The following is a 16309-nucleotide window of genomic DNA, read 5'->3' on the forward strand; positions in this document are numbered from 1 at the left end:
TCTTTACCTTCCAGCGCCATACGGGCCGAACCGATGATGATCGGAGTGTCGTCACCTGGGAAGTCGTAGGTGCTCAGCAGGTCGCGAACTTCCATCTCAACCAGTTCCAGCAGCTCTGCATCGTCTACCAGGTCAGCCTTGTTCAGGAAAACCACGATGTACGGAACGCCTACCTGACGGGACAGCAGGATGTGCTCACGGGTTTGCGGCATCGGACCATCGGCGGCCGAGCAAACCAGGATCGCGCCGTCCATCTGCGCAGCACCGGTGATCATGTTCTTCACGTAGTCGGCGTGACCTGGGCAGTCAACGTGAGCGTAGTGACGAATCTTCGAGTTGTACTCGACGTGCGCGGTGTTGATGGTGATACCGCGAGCTTTCTCTTCCGGGGCGCTGTCGATCTTATCGAATTCAACGACCGCAGAACCGAAAACTTCGGAGCAAACGCGAGTCAGAGCAGCAGTCAGAGTAGTTTTACCATGGTCAACGTGACCGATGGTGCCAACGTTGACGTGCGGTAGGGAACGATCAAATTTTTCTTTAGCCACGACAATTAACTCCTTGCCTAAAGGACTGAATCAGCCTTGTTTTTTGGTAACAGTTTCGACGATATGCGACGGAGCTGTATTGTATTTTTTGAATTCCATAGAGTAGCTTGCGCGACCTTGGGACATGGAGCGAACGTCGGTCGCGTAACCGAACATCTCACCCAACGGAACCTCGGCACGAATTACTTTGCCGGACACCGTGTCTTCCATCCCCAGGATCATGCCGCGACGACGGTTAAGGTCGCCCATCACGTCACCCATATAGTCTTCAGGCGTAACAACTTCTACCGCCATGATCGGCTCAAGCAACTCACCACCGCCCTTCTGGGCCAGTTGCTTGGTTGCCATGGAAGCAGCCACCTTAAACGCCATCTCGTTGGAGTCGACGTCGTGGTAGGAACCATCAAACACGGTAGCTTTCAGGCCGATCAGCGGATAGCCGGCGACAACACCGTTCTTCATCTGCTCTTCGATACCCTTCTGGATCGCCGGGATGTATTCCTTAGGAACCACACCGCCCACGACTTCGTTCAAGAATTGCAGACCTTCCTGACCTTCGTCAGCAGGAGCAAAACGGATCCAGCAATGACCGAATTGGCCACGACCGCCGGACTGACGAACGAACTTGCCTTCAATCTCGCAGCTCTTGGTGATGCGCTCACGGTACGAAACTTGAGGCTTACCGATGTTGGCTTCGACGTTGAACTCGCGGCGCATCCGGTCAACCAGGATGTCCAGGTGCAACTCGCCCATGCCAGAGATGATCGTTTGACCGGTCTCTTCATCAGTCTTGACGCGGAAAGACGGGTCTTCCTGAGCAAGCTTGCCCAGAGCGATACCCATTTTTTCCTGGTCATCCTTGGTCTTAGGCTCTACGGCAACCGAAATAACCGGCTCCGGGAAGTCCATACGAACCAGGATGATTGGCTTGTCAGCGTTGCACAAAGTCTCACCCGTGGTGACGTCCTTCATGCCGATCAAGGCCGCGATGTCGCCAGCGCGTACTTCCTTGATTTCTTCGCGGGCGTTTGCGTGCATTTGCACCATACGACCCACGCGCTCTTTCTTGCCCTTAACCGAGTTGATCACGCCGTCGCCGGAGGCCAACACGCCCGAGTAAACCCGAACGAAGGTCAAGGTACCCACGAATGGGTCGGTAGCGATCTTGAACGCCAAGGCCGAGAACGGCTCGCTGTCGTCTGCGTGACGCTCCATCTCCCGAGTCTCGTCATCCGGGTCGGTACCCTTGATGGCAGGAATGTCGGTGGGAGCCGGCAAGAAGTCGATAACGGCGTCGAGAACCAGGGGAACCCCTTTGTTCTTGAACGAAGACCCGCAAACAGCCAGGACGATCTCACCCGCAATAGTACGCTGACGCAGAGCAGCCTTGATTTCCACGTTGGTGAGCTCTTCACCTTCGAGGTACTTGTTCATCAGCTCTTCGTTGGCTTCGGCCGCAGCCTCTACCATGTTGCCACGCCACTTCTCGGCTTCTTCAAGCAACTCGGCAGGGATGTCCTTGCGAACAGGAACCATACCCTTGTCGGAGTCATTCCAGTAGACAGCTTGCATGTTGATCAGATCGATCTGACCCTGGAAGTTGTCTTCGGAACCGATAGCCAACTGGATTGGCACCGGAGTGTGACCCAGGCGCTGTTTGATCTGACCGATCACGCGCAGGAAGTTGGCGCCGGCACGGTCCATCTTGTTGACGTAAACAAGACGCGGGACACCGTACTTGTTGGCCTGACGCCATACGGTTTCCGACTGCGGCTCAACACCCGAGGTGCCGCAGAAAACCACGACCGCGCCGTCGAGAACGCGCAGGGAACGCTCAACTTCAATAGTGAAGTCAACGTGGCCAGGAGTATCGATGACGTTGAAGCGGTACTGATCTTTGTGCTGCTTCTCGGAACCCTGCCAGAAGGCGGTAATGGCAGCGGAAGTGATGGTAATACCACGCTCCTGCTCCTGCACCATCCAGTCGGTGGTCGCGGCGCCGTCATGCACCTCGCCCATCTTGTGACTTTTGCCAGTGTAAAAAAGGACGCGCTCGGTGGTGGTGGTTTTACCAGCATCCACGTGAGCAACGATACCAATGTTACGGTAGCGATTAATCGGTGTTGTACGAGCCATAAAGCCCTCGCAAAATGAGTGACGCTAAAATTAGAAGCGGTAGTGCGAGAAAGCCTTGTTGGCCTCAGCCATACGGTGCACGTCTTCACGCTTCTTAACTGCAGCACCTTTACCTTCGGCGGCGTCCAGCAGTTCGCCAGCCAAACGCAGAGCCATAGACTTCTCGCCGCGCTTACGGGCGAAGTCTACCAACCAGCGCATTGCCAGAGCATTACGACGGGACGGACGAACTTCAACCGGAACCTGGTAAGTAGCACCGCCTACGCGGCGCGACTTCACTTCGACCAGCGGAGCGATGGCGTCGAGTGCTTTCTCGAAGAGTTCCAGGGGATCAGTGCCGGCTTTACGCTCTTTAACCTTTTCCAGCGCGCCATAAACAATACGCTCGGCAACGGCTTTCTTGCCGCTTTCCATCACGTGGTTCATGAACTTGGCCAGGATTTGGCTGCCGTATTTTGGATCGTCAAGCACTTCGCGCTTGGCTGCTACGCGTCTTCTTGGCATGGATAAGCCCTCAATCGGTCTTCAGGTTAGCTCGGGACCACTGCATCCAAAAAATGCACGCCCGACCTTACTCTTATCGACTCAGAAAAATAAAAATCGGTTGTTTGCTACCAAAAGCCACGACTACTTAGGCTTCTTGGTACCGTACTTCGAACGACCCTGGTTCCGGCCTTTAACGCCCGAAGTATCCAGAGAGCCGCGAACGGTGTGGTAACGAACACCTGGCAAGTCTTTTACACGACCGCCACGGATCAGCACTACGCTGTGCTCTTGCAGGTTGTGACCTTCACCACCGATGTACGAGGAAACCTCGAAACCGTTGGTCAGGCGCACACGGCATACTTTACGCAGTGCCGAGTTAGGTTTTTTCGGCGTAGTGGTGTACACACGGGTGCATACGCCACGACGTTGCGGGCAGTTCTGCAGCGCAGGCACGTCGGATTTCTCGACGATACGCTTACGCGGCTGACGTACCAGCTGGTTGATAGTTGCCATCTACTAGCTCCACTGTTGTCTTGCGACGCTATTGTCTTGCAAGAAAAGCAAAATGGCAGGAACGAGTCCCCGCCAAATTTAGGGGTACAAGAGTCTAAAGAGGATCTTCTCTCCAGTCAAGACAAGGCCCCGGCCTCCCCTCTCCGTCCATCGCAACAAAAAAGTCGCGATGATCGAAAAAAAGCTACCAGGGCCATGCTTTCACTGCAGCAGGACTCAGTTACCGCTTGAGTTTAGCGCTTCGGTCAGTGCAGCTTCCACTTCACTGGCGCTGACGCGCGCCGGCTTGTCCAGCTCACGGCGGCGCTTGCGCTCGCTGTGGTAGGCCAGGCCGGTACCCGCCGGGATCAGACGACCCACGACTACGTTTTCTTTCAGGCCGCGCAGGTAATCGCGCTTGCCGGTGACGGCCGCCTCGGTCAGTACGCGGGTGGTCTCTTGGAAAGAGGCCGCGGAGATGAACGATTCGGTCGACAACGACGCCTTGGTGATGCCCAGCAACACACGAGTGAACTTGGACACGAACTTGTCTTCGGTCGCCAGACGCTCGTTTTCCACCAACACGTGAGTCAGCTCCATCTGGTCGCCCTTGATGAAGGTGGAATCGCCGGATTCAGCGATTTCAACTTTACGCAGCATCTGACGCAGGATGGTCTCGATGTGCTTATCGTTGATCTTCACGCCTTGCAGGCGGTAAACGTCCTGGATCTCGTTGACGATGTACTTGGCCAGCGCACTCACACCCAACAGACGCAGGATGTCATGCGGGTCGCTTGGACCGTCGGAGATGACTTCGCCACGGTTCACCTGTTCGCCCTCGAAGACGTTCAGGTGACGCCACTTCGGAATCAGCTCCTCATACGGATCACTACCGTCGTTCGGAGTAATGACCAGACGGCGCTTGCCCTTGGTCTCTTTACCGAAGGCGATGGTGCCGCTGACTTCAGCCAGAATCGAGGCTTCTTTCGGACGACGCGCTTCGAACAAGTCGGCAACACGCGGCAGACCACCGGTGATGTCGCGGGTCTTCGACGTCTCTTGCGGAATACGCGCGATAACATCACCGATCGCGATTTTCGCGCCATCCGCCACGCCGACCAGGGCGTTGGCCGGCAGGAAGTACTGAGCGATTACGTCAGTGCCTGGCAGCAACAGATCCTTGCCGTTGTCATCGACCATCTTCACGGCTGGACGGATATCTTTACCGGCAGCTGGACGGTCTTTGGCGTCGAGGACTTCAATGTTGGTCATACCGGTCAATTCGTCGGTTTGACGCTTGATCGTGATGCCTTCTTCCATGCCCACGTAGGTCACGGTACCTTTCATTTCGGTAACGATCGGGTGAGTGTGCGGATCCCACTTGGCCACGATGGCGCCAGCGTCGACCTTGTCACCCTCTTTAACCGAAATCACCGCGCCATACGGCAACTTATAGCGCTCGCGCTCGCGACCGTAGTCGTCGGCAATTGCCAGCTCGCCGGAACGGGACACCGCCACCAGGTGCCCGTCGACACGCTCGACGTGCTTGAGGTTATGCAGACGGACAGTACCGCCATTCTTCACCTGAACGCTGTCGGCCGCCGAGGTCCGGCTTGCCGCACCACCGATGTGGAACGTGCGCATGGTCAACTGGGTACCCGGCTCACCGATCGATTGAGCGGCGATAACGCCGACCGCTTCACCGATGTTCACCTGATGACCACGAGCCAAGTCACGGCCATAGCACTTGGCGCAAATGCCATAACGGGTTTCGCAACTGATTGGCGAGCGCACGATGACTTCGTCGATGCTGTTCAGCTCGATGAACTCAACCCACTTCTCGTCAACCAGCGTGCCAGCAGGAACAATGACGTCCTCGGTACCTGGTTTGAATACGTCACGGGCGATCACTCGACCCAGAACGCGCTCACCCAACGGCTCTACGACATCGCCGCCTTCGATGTGCGGCGTCATGAGCAGGCCATGCTCGGTGCCGCAATCGATCTCGGTGACCACCAGATCTTGTGCAACGTCCACCAGACGACGCGTCAGGTAGCCGGAGTTCGCGGTTTTCAACGCGGTATCCGCCAGACCTTTACGAGCACCGTGAGTCGAGATGAAGTACTGGAGTACGCTCAGGCCTTCACGGAAGTTGGCGGTAATCGGCGTTTCGATGATGGAACCGTCCGGCTTGGCCATCAGACCACGCATACCGGCGAGCTGACGGATCTGCGCGGCAGAACCCCGCGCACCCGAGTCGGCCATCATGTACATCGAGTTGAAAGATTCCTGATCGACTTCGACACCATGACGGTCGACGACTTTCTCTTTCGAGAGGTTGGCCATCATCGCTTTGGAAACTTCGTCGTTCGCCTTGGACCAGAGGTCGATCACCTTGTTGTACTTCTCGCCCTGGGTTACCAGGCCGGAGGCGTACTGACTTTCGATCTCTTTTACTTCTTCGGTAGCAGCACCGATAATGCGAGCCTTTTCATCCGGAATAACGAAGTCGTTAACACCGATGGACACGCCAGAAATGGTCGAATAGGCAAAGCCGGTGTACATCAACTGGTCAGCGAAGATCACCGTCTCTTTCAGCCCCACCACGCGGTAGCACTGGTTGATCAGTTTGGAGATCGCCTTCTTCTTCATCGGCAGGTTGACGACGTCGTATGACAGGCCGGCTGGAACCACCTGGAACAACAGCGCACGACCGACAGTAGTGTCGACGATACGGGTGTTCTTGACGCTGCCGCCATCACGGTCGTTCACGGTTTCGGTGATACGAACCTTGATCTTGGCGTGCAAGGCCGCCTCGCCGGCGCGGAATACGCGGTCGACTTCCTGCAGGTCCGCAAAGATACGACCTTCGCCCTTGGCGTTGATAGCCTCGCGGGTCATGTAATACAGACCCAGTACAACGTCCTGCGACGGAACGATGATCGGCTCGCCGTTGGCGGGCGACAGGATGTTGTTGGTCGACATCATCAACGCACGCGCTTCGAGCTGGGCTTCCAGGGTCAGCGGTACGTGCACGGCCATTTGGTCGCCGTCGAAGTCAGCGTTGTACGCCGCACAGACCAGAGGGTGCAGCTGGATAGCCTTGCCTTCGATCAAGACCGGTTCAAACGCCTGGATACCCAGACGGTGAAGGGTCGGTGCACGGTTGAGGAGCACCGGGTGTTCGCGGATGACTTCAGCGAGAACGTCCCAAACCTCCGGCAGCTCGCGCTCGACCATCTTCTTGGCGGCCTTGATGGTGGTCGCCAGACCGCGCATTTCCAGCTTGCCGAAAATGAACGGTTTGAACAGCTCCAGAGCCATCTTCTTCGGCAGGCCGCACTGGTGCAGACGCAGGGTCGGGCCAACGGTAATAACCGAACGACCGGAGTAGTCCACGCGCTTACCGAGCAGGTTCTGACGGAAACGACCTTGCTTACCCTTGATCATGTCGGCCAGGGATTTCAGAGGGCGCTTGTTCGAACCGGTGATGGCACGACCGCGACGACCGTTGTCCAACAGGGCATCGACGGCTTCCTGCAACATACGCTTTTCGTTGCGCACGATGATGTCCGGAGCGGACAGATCGAGCAAACGCTTCAAGCGGTTGTTACGGTTGATCACCCGACGATACAGATCGTTGAGGTCGGAAGTGGCGAAGCGACCGCCATCCAGTGGAACCAGTGGACGCAGGTCTGGCGGCAGCACCGGCAGAACGGTCAACACCATCCACTCAGGCAGGTTGCCGGAGCCCTGGAAGGCTTCCATCAACTTCAGGCGCTTGGACAGCTTCTTGATCTTGGTTTCCGAGTTGGTTTGCGGAATTTCTTCGCGCAGACGGCCAATCTCGTGCTCCAGGTCGATCGCGTGCAGCAGTTCGCGGACAGCCTCGGCACCCATGCGGGCGTCGAAGTCGTCACCGAATTCTTCGAGGGCTTCGAAGTACTGCTCGTCGTTGAGCAACTGGCCTTTCTCAAGCGTGGTCATGCCCGGGTCGATAACGACATAGCTCTCGAAATAGAGAACGCGCTCGATATCGCGCAGGGTCATATCCATCAGCAGGCCGATACGGCTTGGCAAGGACTTCAGGAACCAAATGTGGGCAACCGGCGACGCCAGCTCGATGTGCGCCATGCGCTCACGACGAACCTTGGCCAGCGCGACTTCAACGCCGCACTTCTCGCAGATCACGCCACGGTGTTTCAAGCGCTTGTACTTACCGCACAGGCACTCATAGTCTTTTACCGGGCCAAAGATCTTGGCGCAGAACAGCCCGTCACGTTCTGGTTTGAACGTCCGGTAGTTGATGGTTTCCGGCTTTTTAACTTCACCGAACGACCACGAACGGATCATCTCAGGCGAGGCCAATCCAATACGGATGGCGTCGAACTCTTCGACTTGACCCTGGTTTTTCAGCAAATTCAGTAGGTCTTTCAAGGCCTTTCCTCCTGGCGGAGCAGAGAGCGGGCAGTCCTGCCCCGCTCTCGATTCGCGTCACGTGTTATTCGGTTTCCAGATCGATATCGATGCCGAGGGAACGAATTTCTTTGATCAACACGTTGAAGGACTCGGGCATGCCCGGCTCCATACGGTGATCGCCGTCCACGATGTTCTTGTACATCTTGGTCCGACCGTTCACATCGTCCGACTTCACTGTGAGCATTTCTTGCAGAGTGTATGCAGCACCGTAAGCTTCCAGTGCCCAAACCTCCATCTCCCCGAAACGCTGACCACCGAACTGTGCCTTACCACCCAGCGGCTGCTGGGTAACCAGGCTGTAAGAACCGGTAGAACGAGCGTGCATCTTATCGTCTACCAAGTGGTTCAGCTTCAGCATGTACATGTAGCCGACGGTAACCGGACGCTCGAATTTATTGCCGGTACGGCCATCGAACAGTTGCATCTGGCCGCTTTCCGGCAAGTCTGCCAGTTTCAGCATGGCCTTGATTTCGACTTCCTTGGCACCGTCGAATACCGGAGTAGCCATTGGCACGCCCGCTCGCAGGTTCTTCGCCAGATCCAGGATTTCCTGGTCGGAGAAGGTGTCCAGCTCTTCGTTGCGACCGCCGATCTCGTTGTAGATCTCGTGCAGGAATTTGCGCAGGTCAGCAACCTTGCGCTGTTCCTCGATCATGCGGTTGATCTTCTCGCCCAGACCTTTGGCCGCGAGGCCCAGGTGGGTTTCGAGGATCTGACCGACGTTCATACGCGAGGGTACGCCCAGCGGGTTGAGGACGACATCGACCGGAGTGCCATTGGCATCGTGCGGCATGTCTTCAACCGGCATGATCACGGAGACCACACCCTTGTTACCGTGACGACCGGCCATCTTGTCGCCCGGCTGGATGCGACGACGGATTGCCAGGTAGACCTTGACGATCTTCAGGACGCCCGGAGCCAGGTCATCGCCTTGCTGCAGCTTACGCTTCTTGTCTTCGAACTTGTCGTCCAGCAGACGGCGGCGATCGACGATGTAGGCTTGGGCCTTCTCGAGCTGCTCGTTCAGCGCGTCTTCAGCCATACGCAGCTTGAACCACTGACCATGCTCAAGACCGTCAAGGATCTCGTTAGTGATCTCCTGACCTTTCTTCAGGCCGGCACCGCCTTCGGCAGTGTGACCGACCAGGGCGGAACGCAGACGTTCGAAAGTCGCACCTTCAACGATACGGAACTCTTCGTTGAGATCCTTGCGGATCTCGTCGAGCTGGCTCTTCTCGATGGACAGGGCGCGGCTATCACGCTCAACGCCATCACGGGTGAAGACCTGCACGTCGATGACGGTACCCTTGGTGCCGGTCGGCACGCGCAGGGAGGTGTCTTTGACGTCGCTGGCCTTCTCACCGAAGATCGCGCGCAGCAGTTTTTCTTCCGGAGTTAGCTGTGTCTCGCCTTTCGGAGTGACCTTGCCGACCAGGATGTCACCAGCGCCCACTTCGGCGCCGACATAGACGATACCGGCTTCGTCCAGCTTGTTCAGCGCGGCTTCACCCACGTTCGGGATGTCCGCGGTGATTTCCTCTGGGCCAAGCTTGGTGTCACGGGCCACACAGGTCAGTTCCTGAATGTGGATCGTGGTGAAGCGATCTTCCTGGACAACGCGTTCCGACAGGCAGATGGAGTCTTCGAAGTTGAAGCCGTTCCACGCCATGAAGGCGATGCGCATGTTCTGACCCAGCGCCAGCTCACCCATGTCGGTGGACGGGCCGTCGGCCATGATGTCGCTGCGCTGAACGCGATCACCCTTGCTCACCAGCGGACGCTGGTTGATGCAGGTGTTCTGGTTCGAACGGGTGTATTTGGTCAGGTTATAGATGTCGACACCGGCTTCGCCCGGCTCAACTTCGTCATCGGCAACGCGAACCACGATACGACTGGCATCGACCGAATCGATCACCCCGCCACGGCGAGCCACGACGCACACGCCGGAGTCACGGGCAACGTTGCGCTCCATGCCGGTACCCACCAGCGGCTTGTCGGCTCGCAGGGTCGGTACAGCCTGGCGCTGCATGTTCGAACCCATCAACGCACGGTTGGCGTCGTCGTGCTCGAGGAACGGGATCAGCGACGCGGCGACCGAAACAACCTGCTTGGGCGATACGTCCATCAGGGTGACGTCTTCCGGCGCCTTGACGGTGAACTCGTTCAGGTGACGAACCGCCACCAGCTCGTCAGTGAGGATCTTCTTGTCGTTCATCGTGGCCGAAGCCTGGGCGATCACGTGATCGGCTTCCTCGATGGCGGACAGGAACACGATCTCGTCGGTCACCAGAGCGTCTTTCACCACACGGTACGGGCTTTCAAGGAAACCGTACTGGTTGGTGCGCGCATAGGCGGCCAGGGAGTTGATCAGACCGATGTTCGGACCTTCAGGCGTTTCGATCGGACACACGCGACCGTAGTGCGTCGGGTGTACGTCACGCACTTCGAAGCCTGCGCGCTCACGGGTCAGACCGCCCGGGCCAAGCGCGGAGACGCGACGCTTGTGAGTGATCTCGGACAACGGGTTGTTCTGGTCCATGAACTGCGACAGCTGGCTCGAACCGAAGAACTCCTTCACCGCCGCAGCCACTGGCTTGGCGTTGATCAGGTCTTGCGGCATCAGGCCTTCGCTTTCAGCCATCGACAGACGTTCCTTGACCGCGCGCTCAACGCGCACCAGGCCGACACGGAACTGGTTCTCGGCCATTTCGCCGACGCAACGAACCCGGCGGTTACCCAGGTGGTCGATGTCGTCGACGATGCCTTTGCCGTTACGGATGTCGACCAGGGTCTTGAGAACCGCGACGATATCGTCCTTGTTCAGTACGCCCGAACCTTCGATCTCGGTACGACCGATACGACGGTTGAACTTCATCCGGCCGACCGCAGACAGGTCATAGCGCTCAGGGCTGAAGAACAGGTTGTTGAACAGGGTCTCGGCGGCATCCTTGGTCGGTGGCTCACCGGGACGCATCATGCGATAGATTTCGACCAGCGCTTCCAGTTGGTTACTGGTGGAGTCGATCTTCAGCGTGTCGGAGATGAACGGACCGCAGTCGATATCGTTGGTGTACAGCGTTTCGATGCGAACAACCTGGGCCTTGGCGATTTTCGCCAGGATCTCGGTGTTCAGCTCGGTGTTGCACTCTGCCAGGATTTCGCCGGTTGCCGGATGCACGATGACCTTGGCGGTAGTGCGGCCCAGGACGTAGTCCAGCGGCACTTCCAACTCTTTGATTCCGGCTTTTTCCAGCTGGTTGATGTGACGAGCGGTGATACGACGACCCTGCTCGACAATCACCTTGCCTTTGTCATCCTGGATATCCAGGACCGCGATCTCGCCGCGCAGGCGCTGAGGCACCAGTTCCAGGCTCAGGGTTTCGCCCTTAACGTGGAAGACGTTGGTGGTGTAGAACGCGTCCAGCACCTCTTCGGTGCCGTAGCCCAGCGCGCGCAGCAGCACGGAAGCCGGCAGCTTACGACGACGGTCGATACGCACGAACACACAGTCTTTCGGATCGAACTCGAAGTCCAACCACGAACCGCGGTACGGAATGATCCGTGCCGAATACAGCAGTTTGCCGGAGCTGTGCGTCTTGCCGCGATCGTGATCGAAGAACACGCCCGGGGAACGGTGCAGCTGGGAAACGATCACGCGCTCGGTACCGTTGATTACGAAGGTACCGTTCTCAGTCATCAGGGGGATTTCACCCATGTAGACTTCTTGCTCTTTGATGTCCTTGATCGCTTTGTTCGACGACTCTTTGTCGAAAATGATCAGGCGCACTTTCACCCGCAGCGGAACCGCATAGGTCACGCCGCGCAATACGCATTCCTTGACGTCGAAGGCCGGTTCGCCCAAACGATAGCCAACGTACTCCAGAGCAGCGTTACCGGAGTAGCTGATGATCGGGAAAACGGATTTGAAGGCCGCATGCAGACCGACGTCACGGAACTGGTCCTTGGTCGCGCCCGCCTGCAAGAATTCGCGATACGAATCCAGCTGGATAGCCAAGAGGTACGGTACGTCCATGACGTCCGGCAACTTGCTAAAGTCCTTGCGGATACGTTTTTTCTCAGTATATGAGTAAGCCATCAGCGTTCCCCAGCTTGGTCACCTGCTTGTTTGGCCTCTCCCGACGGGAGCAGCCAGAAAATCGTGCAAACCCCATGGTTTGCGCCACCGCATCGGGTGGTTGAAGCACGTTAAAGGCACCGACCGCGCCGGTTGCCAATAACGGAAAAAGGCCGGTGGCAAGAGCCACCAGCCATCAGCCTGTCGCTTAACGCTTGGGCTGGAGACGCAAGGTCGGAGATTACTTGACTTCGACTTCAGCGCCAGCTTCTTCCAGCTTCTTCTTGGCATCTTCGGCCGCTTCTTTCGAAACGCCTTCAGCGATGACCTGAGGAGCGGTATCAACTTTCTCTTTGGCTTCTTTCAGACCCAGACCGGTCAGTTCACGCACGGCCTTGATGACGTTGACTTTCTTCTCGCCAGCGCCCTTAAGGATAACGTTGAACTCGGTTTGTTCTTCAACAACAGCGGCAGCCGCGGCTGGGCCAGCCGAAGCGGCAGCAGCGGTAACACCGAAGGTTTCTTCCATAGCTTTGATCAGCTCAACAACTTCCAGAACGGTTTTCTGGCCAATTGCTTCGATGATTTGTTCGTTAGTCAGAGACATGACTCAATTCCTGAATTGGGGGACAGCCTGTACGGCCATCGAAATAAACAAAATACGCGAGTAAAGAAACGCTCAGCCTCAGGCTGCGGCGGCTTCTTTTTGATCGCGGATTGCCGCCAGAGTACGCGCCAGTTTGCTGGTAGCGCCTTGAATCACGCTCATCAGCTGGGAAATGGCTTCGTCACGGGTTGGCAGGCTTGCCAGCACGTCGATCTGGTTCGCTGCGAGGAACTTGCCCTCGAACGCAGCTGCCTTGATCTCGAACTTGTCCTGACCCTTGGCGAACTCTTTGAAAATACGGGCTGCAGCACCCGGATGTTCCTTAGAGAACGCAATCAAGGTAGGGCCGGTGAACACGTCGTTGAGGACACTGTATTCAGTATCAGCAACAGCGCGCTTGAGCAGGGTGTTACGCACGACACGCACGTATACGCCAGCTTCACGAGCCTCTTTACGGAGTCCGGTCATTGCGCCTACTGTTACGCCACGGGCATCAGCCACGACAGCGGACAGAGCGACTTTGGCAGCCTCGTTGACTTCAGCGACGATGGCCTTCTTGTCTTCGAGATTAATTGCCACGGGTTCAACTCCTGCTTGTTACCGTTTCATCTGGCCGAAGCCGGATGTCGTTTTGGTGTCTGATTCGGTAAGGAACCGGGAGCACCATCTGCGTAGGCTTGTGGTTTAAGACTTGCGTCGCCTACGGTCTTGGATAGCCCCCGCCAGGCAGGGACCCCAATCTTTCAGTGGGTGCAATTGCTTGCACTCACTTGTGTTTTATGCGTCCAGCGAGCTCTGATCGATAACCAGGCCTGGGCCCATGGTGGTGCTCAGGGTAACGCGCTTGACGTAGATGCCTTTCGAGGAGGCTGGCTTGATACGCTTCAGATCGGCGATCAGGGCCTCAACGTTTTCCTTCAGCTTGACGGCGTCAAAGCCGACCTTGCCAACGGAAGTGTGGATAATGCCGTTTTTGTCGGTGCGATAACGAACCTGACCAGCCTTGGCGTTCTTGACCGCGTTGGCGACATCCGGGGTGACGGTGCCAACTTTAGGGTTAGGCATCAGGCCACGTGGACCGAGGATCTGACCCAGTTGGCCGACAACACGCATTGCGTCCGGGGAGGCAATGACCACGTCATAGTTCAGGTCGCCGCCCTTCATTTCGGCAGCCAGGTCGTCCATGCCAACGCGATCGGCGCCAGCAGCCAGGGCAGCTTCAGCCGCTGGCCCCTGGGTGAACACGGCAACACGAACGGTCTTGCCGGTGCCATGTGGCAGCACGGTAGCGCTACGCACGACCTGGTCGGATTTACGTGGGTCAACGCCCAGATTTACGGCAACGTCAACGGACTCGCTGAACTTGACAGTCGACAGCTCGGTCAGCAAAGCGGCGGCGTCTACGAAATTATAGGCCTTGCCTGCTTCGATTTTGCCGGCGATAGCCTTTTGGCGCTTGGTCAGCTTAGCCATTACACACCCTCCACGTTAAGGCCCATGCTACGAGCAGAACCGGCGATGGTACGCACGGCTGCATCCATATCAGCTGCAGTCAGATCCGCGTTTTTGGTTTTCGCGATTTCTTCCAGCTGAGCACGAGTCACGGTGCCAACCTTAACGGTATTAGGACGAGCGGAACCGCTGGTCAGGCCGGCCGCTTTCTTCAACAGAACCGAAGCCGGGGTCGACTTGGTTTCGAAAGTAAAGCTGCGGTCGCTGTAGACAGTGATAATCACCGGAGTCGGCAGACCTGGCTCAAGACCCTGAGTACGGGCATTGAAGGCCTTGCAGAATTCCATGATATTCACGCCGTGCTGACCCAGTGCTGGACCGACGGGTGGGCTAGGGTTGGCCTGGGCGGCCTTCACTTGTAGCTTGATGTAAGCGGTAATCTTCTTGGCCATGAGGCACTCCAATTACGGGTTCGAACGCCTCGAAAGGCTCCCCGGTTACTTGCGCGTTTATCCCAGTGACGACAAAACCCCACAGCCTAGGGCTGCGGGGTTGGGATGCTTGCCCAGCTAGACCTTTTCGACCTGACTGAACTCCAACTCCACCGGAGTAGAGCGACCGAAAATAAGCACTGCGACCTGAATCCGGCTCTTTTCGTAGTTAACTTCTTCAACCGTACCGTTGAAATCTGCGAACGGACCATCGGTGACACGCACCACTTCGCCCGGCTCGAACAGTGTCTTCGGCTTCGGTTTGTCGCTACCGTCAGCGACACGACGCAAAATAGCCTCAGCTTCTTTGTCGGTGATCGGTGCAGGCTTGTCGGCGGTACCGCCAATGAAGCCCATTACCCGAGGAGTATCCTTGACCAAATGCCAAGTACCCTCGTTCATATCCATCTGCACCAGCACATAGCCAGGAAAAAACTTGCGTTCGCTTTTGCGTTTCTGGCCGTTACGCATCTCTACTACTTCTTCAGTAGGGACCAGAATTTCGCCGAAGCCATCTTCCATGCCTGCCAGCTTTACTCGCTCGATCAACGAGCGCATGACATGCTTCTCGTAACCCGAGTAAGCATGCACAACGTACCAACGCTTAGCCACGGGACACCCTTAGCCAACAATCAAGGAAACAAGCCAACCGAGCAGGGAATCAAGCCCCCACAACAGCAACGCCATAACCAATACCACAGCCACGACAATCAACGTGGTCTGCGTGGTTTCTTGGCGAGTCGGCCATACGACTTTACGGATTTCGGTGCGAGCTTCCTTGGCCAGTACAAAGAACGACTTGCCTTTAGCAGTTTGCAGGCCTACAAAGGCAGCTACAGCAGCAATGACAAGCAGAGCAAGTACGCGGTACAGGACCGGCGAGCCAGCGTAATACTGGTTGCCAACGACACCAATCACCACCAGTGCGACTACAACGAGCCACTTGAGAAGATCGAAGCGAGAGCCTTGGACTTCAGTGTTGGAGGTCATCTAAGAGAATCCTGTGAAAAGAAAGCCAGACACACCGAGTGAATCTGGCAGGTCAGGAGGGAATCGAACCCCCAACCTACGGTTTTGGAGACCGTCGCTCTGCCAATTGAGCTACTGACCTAAAACTTGAATCAGGCCGACCATTATGTCGGCTCGAGAGAGGTATTTCAACTACTTATTCGATTACTTTTGCTACGACGCCAGCGCCGACGGTACGACCGCCTTCACGAATAGCGAAACGCAGGCCGTCTTCCATCGCGATGGTCTTGATCAGCGTGACAGTCATCTGAATATTGTCACCTGGCATCACCATTTCAACGCCTTCTGGCAGTTCGCAGTTACCGGTCACGTCAGTTGTACGGAAGTAGAACTGTGGACGGTAACCTTTGAAGAACGGCGTGTGACGACCGCCTTCTTCCTTGCTCAGAACATAGACTTCTGCAGTGAACTTGGTGTGCGGCTTGACCGAACCTGGCTTGACCAGAACCTGGCCACGCTCCACGTCGTCACGCTTGGTACCACGCAGCAGCACACCGCAGTTCTCGCCGGCACG

Annotated in this window: 13 protein-coding genes and 1 tRNA gene; all 14 read right to left on the reverse strand. The window is 56.8% G+C overall.

Annotated elements, in window-relative coordinates; all coding sequences use genetic code 11:
- On the reverse strand, positions 1 to 548 hold a 548-nt coding region (locus tag BMX68_RS24170), incomplete at its 3' end, for a GTP-binding protein (protein ID WP_143063358.1).
- 30 nt (positions 549 to 578) lie between these two features.
- Positions 579 to 2684: an elongation factor G gene (gene fusA / locus BMX68_RS24175; protein WP_026012937.1), complete on the reverse strand. Its 2106-nt coding sequence runs from the start codon at positions 2682 to 2684 to the stop codon at positions 579 to 581.
- Between the two features lie 30 nt (positions 2685 to 2714).
- The gene (gene rpsG / locus BMX68_RS24180) at positions 2715 to 3188 is read right to left on the reverse strand and encodes a 30S ribosomal protein S7 (protein ID WP_017123206.1); all 474 of its coding nucleotides are present in this window, start codon (positions 3186 to 3188) and stop codon (positions 2715 to 2717) included.
- Positions 3189 to 3311: 123 nt separating this feature from the next.
- Positions 3312 to 3683, reverse strand: a complete 372-nt coding sequence (gene rpsL / locus BMX68_RS24185) for a 30S ribosomal protein S12 (protein WP_002555494.1) — start codon at positions 3681 to 3683, stop codon at positions 3312 to 3314.
- Positions 3684 to 3899: 216 nt separating this feature from the next.
- Entirely contained in the window at positions 3900 to 8099 is a 4200-nt protein-coding gene (gene rpoC, locus BMX68_RS24190) for a DNA-directed RNA polymerase subunit beta' (protein ID WP_017129744.1), read from the reverse strand.
- A gap of 64 nt (positions 8100 to 8163) precedes the next feature.
- Positions 8164 to 12237, reverse strand: coding sequence for a DNA-directed RNA polymerase subunit beta (gene rpoB, locus BMX68_RS24195; RefSeq protein WP_017129745.1), 4074 nt, complete (start codon positions 12235 to 12237; stop codon positions 8164 to 8166).
- Positions 12238 to 12457: 220 nt separating this feature from the next.
- Positions 12458 to 12823: a 50S ribosomal protein L7/L12 gene (gene rplL / locus BMX68_RS24200; RefSeq protein WP_017129746.1), complete on the reverse strand. Its 366-nt coding sequence runs from the start codon at positions 12821 to 12823 to the stop codon at positions 12458 to 12460.
- 78 nt (positions 12824 to 12901) lie between these two features.
- Positions 12902 to 13402 (reverse strand): 50S ribosomal protein L10, encoded by a 501-nt coding sequence (gene rplJ, locus BMX68_RS24205; RefSeq protein WP_017129747.1) that lies wholly within the window; start codon positions 13400 to 13402, stop codon positions 12902 to 12904.
- 198 nt (positions 13403 to 13600) lie between these two features.
- Positions 13601 to 14296: a 50S ribosomal protein L1 gene (gene rplA, locus BMX68_RS24210; protein WP_017129748.1), complete on the reverse strand. Its 696-nt coding sequence runs from the start codon at positions 14294 to 14296 to the stop codon at positions 13601 to 13603.
- Positions 14296 to 14727, reverse strand: coding sequence for a 50S ribosomal protein L11 (rplK, locus tag BMX68_RS24215; protein WP_003176435.1), 432 nt, complete (start codon positions 14725 to 14727; stop codon positions 14296 to 14298). The genes rplA and rplK overlap by 1 nt, the downstream gene beginning before the upstream one ends.
- A 117-nt stretch (positions 14728 to 14844) precedes the next feature.
- The gene (gene nusG, locus BMX68_RS24220; protein ID WP_010443972.1) at positions 14845 to 15378 is read right to left on the reverse strand and encodes a transcription termination/antitermination protein NusG; all 534 of its coding nucleotides are present in this window, start codon (positions 15376 to 15378) and stop codon (positions 14845 to 14847) included.
- Between the two features lie 9 nt (positions 15379 to 15387).
- A complete protein-coding gene (gene secE / locus BMX68_RS24225; protein ID WP_017129749.1) occupies positions 15388 to 15756 on the reverse strand; it encodes a preprotein translocase subunit SecE in 369 nt (122 codons plus the stop codon).
- A 45-nt stretch (positions 15757 to 15801) separates the two neighbouring features.
- Positions 15802 to 15877, reverse strand: a tRNA-Trp gene (locus BMX68_RS24230).
- A 54-nt stretch (positions 15878 to 15931) separates the two neighbouring features.
- Positions 15932 to 16309: EF-Tu C-terminal domain-related protein (locus tag BMX68_RS24235; protein ID WP_074862748.1), on the reverse strand; the 378-nt coding region annotated here is incomplete at its 5' end.

Origin of the sequence: Pseudomonas agarici, assembly GCF_900109755.1 — a bacterium.
GTDB classification, from domain to species: domain Bacteria; phylum Pseudomonadota; class Gammaproteobacteria; order Pseudomonadales; family Pseudomonadaceae; genus Aquipseudomonas; species Aquipseudomonas agarici.